The following is an 8907-nucleotide window of genomic DNA, read 5'->3' on the forward strand; positions in this document are numbered from 1 at the left end:
CGCGGCCTCGTCGAACGCTGCATCGCCCGATCCCTTCTCGATCGCCATCGCAAGCACATGGCCGAGCCGGTCGAGCGAAAAGGCGCACTGTTTGTCACCGGGCGCCCGGCGCGAAACGCTATTCCGACGGGTCGTTGGTAATTGTCTACATGCCGACCATCCGCGCCATCGCGGTTGATATGTCGAAGCTCGCGGCACGACGACAGCTCGCTGGTACGATCCCACGAGCGGCGAGTACGCGGACGTGGAGGGTTCCCCGCTCACCAATGAGGGGAGCAGACAGTTTATTCCTTCAGGAGCCAACAAATCTGGCGACGGCGACTGGGTCTTGATCCTAGAAGCGTCACCCCGGCGCTGAAGGGCGGCTGCAACGACTTGCGGCTTTTGAACCGCCATCATTGGCCGCGCACGGCGCGGTCAGGTCGCCTTTGAGTCTAAAAATGAGAAAGGCGCGCATCGAGCACAAGTGGTTCGCTCTTGCTCTGACATCAGCTCGCAGCGGACATGCCGAATTGGGGGCAACGGGCCAAATCCGGACATTGTTCGCACGACGCCTAGAGTCATCGGCATCGCACTACGCGTTCGACACGGCGGTACGATTCGGATCCTCCAGCATCCGCTGGAGCCAGCAATTGCACCCCGTTCGCGGCCGTGAGCGCCAGGATTGCGCGTGTCCTTCTCAAGCACCGAAGATGAAGCGCGTGCCCGTGTAGGAGCGCAGGAGCCTGTTCGGCATCTCTGCCTTTGCCATTTCGTAGAACGGCTCACCGGTGCAGTGCAGTGGAATGACGTAATCGATGTCGATACCCTTCAGCGCTGTGATCGTGTCGCGCACATAGTCCTCCTTGTAGGGCGCGAGGTGAAACCCGCCGATCACCGCGTGAACCTTGCTGATACCCGAAGCCGCTTGGGCTTGTTTGATTGCGTTGATTACCCCGCGATGGCTGCAAGACGTCAACACGATCAACCCGCGGCCTTTTAGATTGAATGCGGTGGCTATCTCGTGCCGGAATTGGTCCGGGATGACAGCCTTCGTCCGTTCGTCCTCCGGAAGCTTGTCGGCGTAGCATCCAATGCCGTGGTCCACGCCGATCCTCATGGCGCTGGGGGACAGCAGCTTCTCAAAGCTCGTTTGGCCAATGTGCCCCGTGGTGAAGCCGTGATCGGCGACCAGTGCCGGCCCATCTGCATAGGTCACCGCAACATTGGCATCTTCCAGTGCCTTGCGATCCAAGGCTCCGAAGTCGCCGCGCACCGGCGGAGCCGTCCATTCGCGGGAGCAGAATGCGTCCTCGCCGCCGACGTAAATCGGTAGTTTGGCTTTGAGCTGGCCGTTGTTTTGTTTTAGGAAGCCGCCGAGACCGCCAAAATGATCGTAGTGACCGTGGCTCAAGACAAGGGCATCAAGCGCCGCCGGATCGATGCCTACGAGATTGGCGTTGTTGACCAGCGCGTCCGGTGTGAAGCCGAAATCGACCAAGACATGTCGTGTTTCGGCGCCGCGCTGGGACTCGACGTGCATCGACAGTCCGAACTCACTGATCAACGTTTTACCCGGCGGCTTGCCACCGCCGATGCCCCAGCCGAAGTGTTCAATCTCAACGTCGGAAACCTTTCGGCTCGGCGCGACAGCGAATTGGTAGCTGTCGACGACCACGCGCACTGCCACACGATCGATCTCCGGAACCCTACCGGCGACCGTTTCTGCGCGTAACGGCTTCCCGCTACCGATCAGCGTCGCCACGACGGCGCTGAACAAGGCAGCACCGCCGCCGCATATCAAATCGCGTCGATGAATTGCGTTGCATTGGCAAATTAACACAATCAACTCCTCCCTTTACGTGGTCTTTGCTACTGCAAGGCGTCACGCGGAAACGCACTCCAGGGCGAAGGTGTTGGGGTGCCGAACACATCAGCGTCTTGCAGCCCGCATACCGAGGATTAGAGGTATCCTATCCCGCGAGGGATAGCGTGGCGAGTCACATTGGTCCGGTGCGGGTCAAGATGCGAAAGGCTCGCATTGAGCACAAATTGTCCGCTTTCGCTCAGACATCCGACCTCACAGCGGACACGCTGAATCGGCAGCAACCGGCCATTTGCAGGACTCATGCGCCGCAGCAAACGCCTCCGTAGGTCGCGATGATTTACTCATCACTTCGTCGGCGAGCACACGCAAGCCTCGCGGCACAGTAAGGTCCAGCGGTTTGGCGGTCTTGGTATGCGATACCCCTTCGCGGAAGATGAAGGCGAACAGGCCGTCTCTCAACCGCCCATAAAGCACAAGCCGCGTGCCCGCCGCGGAGTGGATCACCTTATCGCCCAGTTCGGCGCGGGCGAGATCGTAGAAGCGGTCGCCGGTGCAGTGGCCGACGATGATGTATTCGGGATCAATCACACGGAGTTAAGCAATCACCCGGCGGATGTAGTCATCATTGAGCAGCGGCGCGATGTGAAACGCACCGACGATTGCAAGCACCTGGTCAATGCCCGAGGCGGACATCGCGGCGCGCACGGTATTGATCACGCCGCGATGACTACAGGCGGTTAGCACGACGAACCCGCGTCCCTTCACGTTGTAGACGGTGGCAAACTCGTGATCGAAATCGTCTGGAATGTAGGTACCCGTGTCCCTTTCCGGCGGCATTTTTTCCGGGAAGCAGCCGAAGCCGTCGAAGATGCCGATGATTTCCGTCGTTGGACGCAAAGGCTTCTCGAACGAAACCTGCTCGATGCGGCCAGTGGTGAAGGCGTGATCAGCGACGACCCCCGGCTCTGACGCCATCATCAGCGTCAGCCCGGAATAGAGAATTGCCTCGCGGTCGAGCGCACCGAACTCGCCCTCGACGTTGCGGCGCAGGCAAAAAGCGTCCTCGCCGCCGACATAGAACGGGATTTCCTTCTTCAGCGATGAGCCATTCTTCTCAAGGAACCCGACCATACCCCCGAAATGGTCGTAATGACCGTGGCTCGGGACCATCGTATCCAACGTTGACGGATCGATTCCGATGATCGCCATGTTGTTATTGAGGACTTCGGGCATGAAGCCGAAGTCGACAAGTACGTTCCGCTCCTGGCCACCGGTAAAGGATTGCACGTGTATTGAGAAACCCTCGCACAAAGGTGCGACAGATGATGCAAACGACGAAGCGCAGTTGCACAGATTGTGTCTACAAGGGACCTACGCGCGAAAACATGGCAATGGCGCAACAATATTTTGCAAAGGCTCTGGCCGCTGATCCGAGTAGCGTGGAAGCGCTGATTGGCCTGGCGCGGGTCGAGGTCGGCCTAGGGTCCACTTTTATAGACGACGGTCGATGGGCGCGATTTGCCGAAGCCGAGGCCCTGCTTGATCAAATCCTGACCTTTGGCGCCCAACAATGCGTGGGCGCACTCATTTCTCGGACTTGTCCAGATTCAGACCAAGCGAGTGGAAGCTGGAGTTGCCTTATGCGAGAGGGCTCTCGCGCTGGATCGAAACCTGGCGGGCGCGCATGGAATGATTGCGTTCGGCAAGCATCTCATGGGACGCAACATCGAGGCTGAGTTCCACGTCAAGGAAGCAGAGCGCCTCTCGCCTCGCGATATTTTTGCATTTCGATGGTTGAGCACTGCGGGCGTCTCCAAAATCACGCTTGGAGAGGACGCTGCTGCGGTGGCTTGGCTGCGTCGCTGCGTCGAAGCAAATCGCAACTATTCGATTGCATGGTTCCAACTTGCCGCCGCGTTGGCGCTGTCTGGCAACGTGGCCGAGGCCCAAGGAGCCGCCCGTTCTGGCTTGGCGCTGGATCCGAACTTTTCAATTCGGAAACTACCGTCTAAACGCAGCGGGCGACAATCCCATTTACCTTGCTGGCCGCGAACGCTTATACGAAGGTCTTCGCGTCGCAGGGCTACCAGAGCAGTAATGTCTGGTCCGGGTCGATTGTGTTGAAAAAGTCCGAACCGCCGTCGCGTCTGATTTTTTAAGGGCCGCTGATGAGTTTCGCGTCTATCAGACGCGGTGGACGACATCGACTTGAGCAGAACCTTTGAGCGATATTCTTCTTTGCATGAAGGGCGCGTCTTCAGAAGAAATCTGCAGCCGACAAGCTTTTGCGAGAATTTTACCTTGGCAGCATTTTCGACCTTTTCAACACAAACGGCCAGAAGCGGAAATGATGCCCGCAGCCCTATTCTCCCATACCGCACGTGGATCAGTCTCGCTCCGAGCATAACGGGTCCGCTTCACCTCAAACTCCTCTTTCTGAGGTTTCAAAAAAAGTTGTGAGTGATGTCGGGGGCCGGTCCGTTCGCTCGTCCTTCGTGAAGAGGAAATGGAGACGCCGAATGGTCCATATCGGCGCCCAAGCTATTCTGATAAACCTGGGACGGAGATTTTGCAGTGGCCAAGCTCGTTTTTGGAATGAACCAGTCTCTGGACGGCTACGTCGACCATATGGCGTTCGGGCCGAGCCCCACGCTCTTCCGCCACTTTATCAAGGAGGCCCAGGGGCAGGCGGGCAGTGTGTACGGCCGCCGAATGTATGAGATCATGCGTTACTGGGACGACGATCATCCCGAATGGGATGCGGAAGAATACGCCTTCGCGGCGGCGTGGCGGAACCAGCCGAAATGGGTCGTCTCGCGCTCGTTGAAGTCGGTCGGCCCCAACGCCAGGCTTGTCGAAAGTGACCTTGAGGACTCGATCCGTGACCTGAAATTAGGGCGCGACGGGGAGATCGAAGTTGCTGGGCCGGACTTGGCGCAAAGCCTCACCGAACTTGGTCTGATCGACGAGTATCGAATCTACCTGCACCCCGTCGTGCTTGGTCACGGCAAGCCATATTTCGCCGGACCCCGGCCGCCGCTCCGCCTTATGGCGCATGATCGGATCGGCGAGGATGTGATCAGGCTAACTTACACTCCTGCTTAATCACGCGACCTGCTCGCCGGACTGCGCCGACACTCGTCAGGTTCCCTTCGGGTCAAAACCGGTAAGGCTCAGGTCGACCAAAGATTTTTGCCCACCCCGAATACCTGACATTTGAGTGAACATCGTCGAGCGCCGCTTCGGGCCACTTTCGGACTCGTGCGTCCTCACCTTGTCACCGCGGGCGAGGAGCAGCGACATCACGAAACGGCAATGGGCGTGATTCAGCAATTTAGCTCCGTTGATCCAGATCAAGACCGCTGCCACCGGCCGGCCGCTACGCTGTCGGCCAGGAAGTGCCGCCCAACACGTATCGAAGGATGTTGGAAAGACTCAGGGAGGATCACATGAGCATTTTTGGTAAGCTCACGAGCGCAATCTTCGGTGCCAAGGCGGAGGCGACCTCGCCGGGCGTCTCCGAAACGTGGGAGCGATCATCGTACTCGTGATTTACGGCTTCATTGCCGGGGAGACGGAGCCACTCAGTCGGCTACTTCCCGCAGGAGCCTATCAAAAAGGACACAACTCATGTCGAACTACGATCGAAATGCAGCTGCGCCGGGCTCCCTCGCAAGCGGCGCCATAGCGATAGACGTCGGCCTTCGCGCTTTTATGCTGCGCGTATATAATTACATGACCGCCGGCGTTGGCTTGACCGGCGTTGCCGCGTTTTTGACCTATCAGTTCACCGGCCCTGAATTGCTTCAAAGTCCGCTGATGTGGGTGCTAATGCTGGCGCCACTGGGATTAGTGTTCTTTATTAGTGCACGAATCAACACGCTGTCGGTGGAAGCTGCGCGAGGATTGTTTTTCCTCTATGCGGCCCTGGTCGGGATTTCATTGTCGACCATTTTCCACATTTACACACAGTCCTCGATCACCAGGGTGTTCTTCATCTCAGCGGCAGCCTTCGGCGCGCTCAGTATCTGGGGCTACAGTACCCAGCGAAGCTTGTCGGGATTCGGAACGTTCCTGTTTATGGGCTTGATCGGCGTCATTTTCGCTAGCCTGGTCAATCTGTTTCTGAGATCGAGCGGGCTCGATTGGATGATTTCCATTATCGGAGTCGGCGTCTTTGCGGGGCTCACGGCCTACGATACCCAGCGGATCAAGGGAATGTACGACGGCGGCGATGATACCACTTCGGCCGGCCGCAAGGCAGTGTTGGGCGCGCTGTCGCTCTACCTCAACTTCATCAATCTGTTCATGATGATGCTGCGCCTGATGGGCGGCCGACGCTAGACTACGAGTGATTCTCGCGCGCGACCGCTCGCCACTGCGCGATGAGGCGCGACGATTGAACAATAAGGCCGCTTTGGCGTGGAAATGTCACATTTGGGACGATTCTGTTGAAAAAGGCGGCTGTTGCGACGCAGAGGGATCAGTGATTCAGTCTGTCTAGTTGGCAGGACTGAAGATCATGATGGGGCATCGGCAAGTCGAACGGGCTGCGTTGTTCTGTGATTTCTCGCTCGAAAGACATATCCCGACTGATCACTTGCTGCGGTTGATTGACAGGTTTGTCGATCTTGAACAGGTCCGGCGGGACTTGGCGCCTTTCGACAGCAGCATCGGTCGACCTTCGATCGATCCCGAACTGATGATCCGGATGCTCCTGATCGGTTACTGCTTCGGCATCCGATCGGAGCGGCGCCTGCGCGATGAGGTTCACCTCAATTTGGCCTACCGTTGGTTTTGCCTGACCTGCCCCTGCGTCTTTCCTCCAGATGGAGTTAGAGTCCGCCCCTCAGATGATCTGAGGCCCGCAGACTGGATCGTTTTTGGTTAGAGTTTTTCGCACCGATTCCCTGGCTGGGAGGAGCGTAGCCAGAGCACAGAGTGCGCGAGTCGCTCCCTTGCAGTATCACATCACGTTGCGGATCGACCTAAAGCCCATACCGCGTTTTTGCTTTGCGAATGGCCTTCTGCAGCGCGCCGGATTTTTTAGTCGTGCGCAGTATCGCTGCTTTCAAAAGCCGTCGCATCTTCATTCCGATCAGATACGTTCTGCCGATTGCAGTAACAGCGATGTTTGCTTGATAACAGTGAAGGGTTTCATCGACATAAGCAAACTTATAGCTCTCATTTCCGATACCAAAATCGAAGATCGAGGTCCTGTTGGTAAAGTTCCACTTGAGCAAGTCTTCGAGGAGAAGGCGTCCGGGTGAAAATCTCATCCATTCACCGCCTTCGTAGCTCATCACAATTCCTACAAATCGCCCGTTGGAGATGAGCCCCCAGTTTGTAGAAAGAATTTTGCCGTCGACCTCAAGCGCAGAAATAAGCAATGGCCCCGGCCAGGGAAAGCGTTCAACCATTGAGATATAATATTGTCTGCACCCCGGGGAATCGAACTCATCAACTCCAAGGGTCTCGATAAAGCGTCGCGACTTCTGCCGCATCATAGCTTCGAGGACGCGTTGCCGGTCGACGGGCGTCTGCGCGATAGTGAAAACAACTTGGCCAAATTTTGCTAGTCTTCGACGCTGGGCGCTCGAGTCCCTTTTGTAAGACAAACGCGTTGCGGCAAATTCCTCCCAGCTGCGGGTTATGTTGACCAAATACCCTGAAAGATCATAGGGCGCACTTGCAAGCCCAATGATGGGGTTGGGCACGCCGCAAATATCCGCGGGCATTTTGTCGAATATGGCTACGTCAAAGGGTGGCAATACGGCTATTAGTTGACTCCAAAGCCGGTCCAAGCTCTGGCGTTCCCACGTCCGCACGGGCTCGAACACCACGGGAGCATTGTAGTTCAAGACTCCGCCGTCAAGAAAACCCAGCACACGAACGCCGCGGCGTCGCTCTATACCCAACGGTAGAAGGAGAATCGGTCTTCCAACGTCATCGAAGACGCCGACGAAAATCGTTCGTACTCGCCTGGCTCGCCCTATAGTGTCGCACCATACTTCAAGGAAGTCTGCGCACTGGAATACGTAGCAATGTAAGGATGATCCGCAACGGTCAGTGCGTGGCCACAGCTCAGCCAGTTGGCTGAGTTCATCGACGACTTTGAATTTGAAAGCGACGCTCTCCTGCTTAATTTGAGACATGGGTCGCATTTCTTGCTTCCGCTCCTTTCCCAAGGGGCCACGCACCAGCACCTTCCGCCCACGGCAGAGGTTTTGAAGCTGCCGCCGGTCGCTTTTTAGTTTAGTGGGGCCGTTGATCGCCGGAAAGCAGTAACGCTGAACAGCGAGACGTATCGCTGCGGCATTTTGGCTTAGCTCCGTACGCCGCAAGCAGTAGCCCATAGGGGGGAGCGGCTGCCTGGCTGTATGGCTCGCACTCTCCTCGAAACCAAGCTCGTCTCCTTGCTGTCGGCAGAGTATCAGAACCACCGATCGTGACAGGAAGTTTGGTGAGTCAAAATGACTCACCTCCCTCCCCATCGAGGCCTACGAGCTTCCGCTGACGACTGGCGGCACTCGCAGTGCATCCAAGTCTGTAATTGCAAAATTTTCTCGCGCTGCCTTGCGACCGCTTCGACCTTGACGTTTGGGGGGCCAGGGGGCGGGTTGGCATGGACCGCTCAACATTCGATAACCATTCTTACTCGCCCCCGCAACGAAAACAGGCGCCGATCAAGACCGCAACTGCATGAACACCCGCCCGCTATCCTTCAAAAACTCTACATTGTGGAGGATCAGAATTGGCCTTGCATATCTCGCTTTTTAGATTCCAAAAGTCCCGCTTGCAAAATTGGGGGATTGCTGTGAACGGATACGCAAGAGTCAGTTCGAACACCCAGGACCACGCCGCCCAGGTTGAGGCGCTGAAGGCCGCCGGTTGCGAGCGGATCTTCAGTGAGAAGGCATCAGGCAAGTCGACCAACGGCAGGCCGGAGTTCGCTAAGCTGATCCGAGCCTCGCAGGCTCCAGCCTGAACGACATTTCAAACAGCAATCGACGCACCGATGCAGGCATTGCGGATTGCCGGCGGTCTGGTGGTCGCGGCGACTGGATGGTCGATGCTTCATGCTGCACCGGCTGCAGCAG

At 57.2% G+C, this 8907-nt stretch carries 8 protein-coding genes and 2 pseudogenes; 5 read left to right on the forward strand and 5 right to left on the reverse strand.

Translation table 11 applies throughout. From position 1 onward, the window contains the following. Positions 1–208: 208 nt before the first annotated feature. Positions 209–358, forward strand: a pseudogene (locus JQ553_RS35415) (putative collagen-binding domain-containing protein); the annotation flags it as partial. 321 nt (positions 359–679) lie between these two features. On the opposite strand, the gene JQ553_RS34050 reads toward JQ553_RS35415, so the two are convergent. From JQ553_RS34050 to JQ553_RS34060, 3 genes are all read right to left on the reverse strand, one after another. Continuing rightward, positions 680–1759: an MBL fold metallo-hydrolase gene (locus JQ553_RS34050; RefSeq protein WP_249144877.1), complete on the reverse strand. Its 1080-nt coding sequence runs from the start codon at positions 1757–1759 to the stop codon at positions 680–682. 300 nt (positions 1760–2059) lie between these two features. Then, a complete protein-coding gene (locus tag JQ553_RS34055) occupies positions 2060–2395 on the reverse strand; it encodes a hypothetical protein (protein ID WP_212504452.1) in 336 nt (111 codons plus the stop codon). 6 nt (positions 2396–2401) lie between these two features. Next, complete coding sequence (locus JQ553_RS34060; RefSeq protein WP_212504453.1) at positions 2402–3094, reverse strand: MBL fold metallo-hydrolase; 693 nt, start codon at positions 3092–3094, stop codon at positions 2402–2404. Between the two features lie 1287 nt (positions 3095–4381). Here JQ553_RS34060 and JQ553_RS34065 point away from each other — a divergent pair. Further along, complete coding sequence (locus JQ553_RS34065) at positions 4382–4912, forward strand: dihydrofolate reductase family protein (protein ID WP_212504454.1); 531 nt, start codon at positions 4382–4384, stop codon at positions 4910–4912. Between the two features lie 36 nt (positions 4913–4948). Here the strand turns inward: JQ553_RS34065 and JQ553_RS34070 are convergent, their stop codons facing one another. Continuing rightward, positions 4949–5164 carry a hypothetical protein gene (locus JQ553_RS34070; protein ID WP_212504455.1) on the reverse strand — a complete coding sequence of 72 codons (216 nt, stop codon included), beginning with the start codon at positions 5162–5164 and terminating at the stop codon, positions 4949–4951. 273 nt (positions 5165–5437) lie between these two features. Between JQ553_RS34070 and JQ553_RS34075 the strand changes: the two genes are divergently transcribed. Both JQ553_RS34075 and JQ553_RS34080 read left to right on the forward strand, forming a co-directional pair. Continuing rightward, positions 5438–6151 (forward strand): Bax inhibitor-1/YccA family protein, encoded by a 714-nt coding sequence (locus JQ553_RS34075; RefSeq protein ID WP_212504456.1) that lies wholly within the window; start codon positions 5438–5440, stop codon positions 6149–6151. 178 nt (positions 6152–6329) lie between these two features. After that, positions 6330–6608 (forward strand): annotated as a pseudogene (locus JQ553_RS34080) (transposase); the annotation flags it as partial. A 187-nt stretch (positions 6609–6795) separates the two neighbouring features. On the opposite strand, the gene JQ553_RS35190 reads toward JQ553_RS34080, so the two are convergent. After that, the gene (locus tag JQ553_RS35190; RefSeq protein WP_212504457.1) at positions 6796–8289 is read right to left on the reverse strand and encodes a GNAT family N-acetyltransferase; all 1494 of its coding nucleotides are present in this window, start codon (positions 8287–8289) and stop codon (positions 6796–6798) included. A gap of 335 nt (positions 8290–8624) precedes the next feature. On the opposite strand from JQ553_RS35190, the gene JQ553_RS34090 reads away from it, so the two are divergent. Next, entirely contained in the window at positions 8625–8795 is a 171-nt protein-coding gene (locus tag JQ553_RS34090) for a recombinase family protein (protein WP_312015229.1), read from the forward strand. Positions 8796–8907 lie beyond the last annotated feature (112 nt).

The organism is Bradyrhizobium lablabi, from assembly GCF_018131005.1.
GTDB classification, from domain to species: Bacteria; Pseudomonadota; Alphaproteobacteria; order Rhizobiales; family Xanthobacteraceae; genus Bradyrhizobium; species Bradyrhizobium lablabi_D.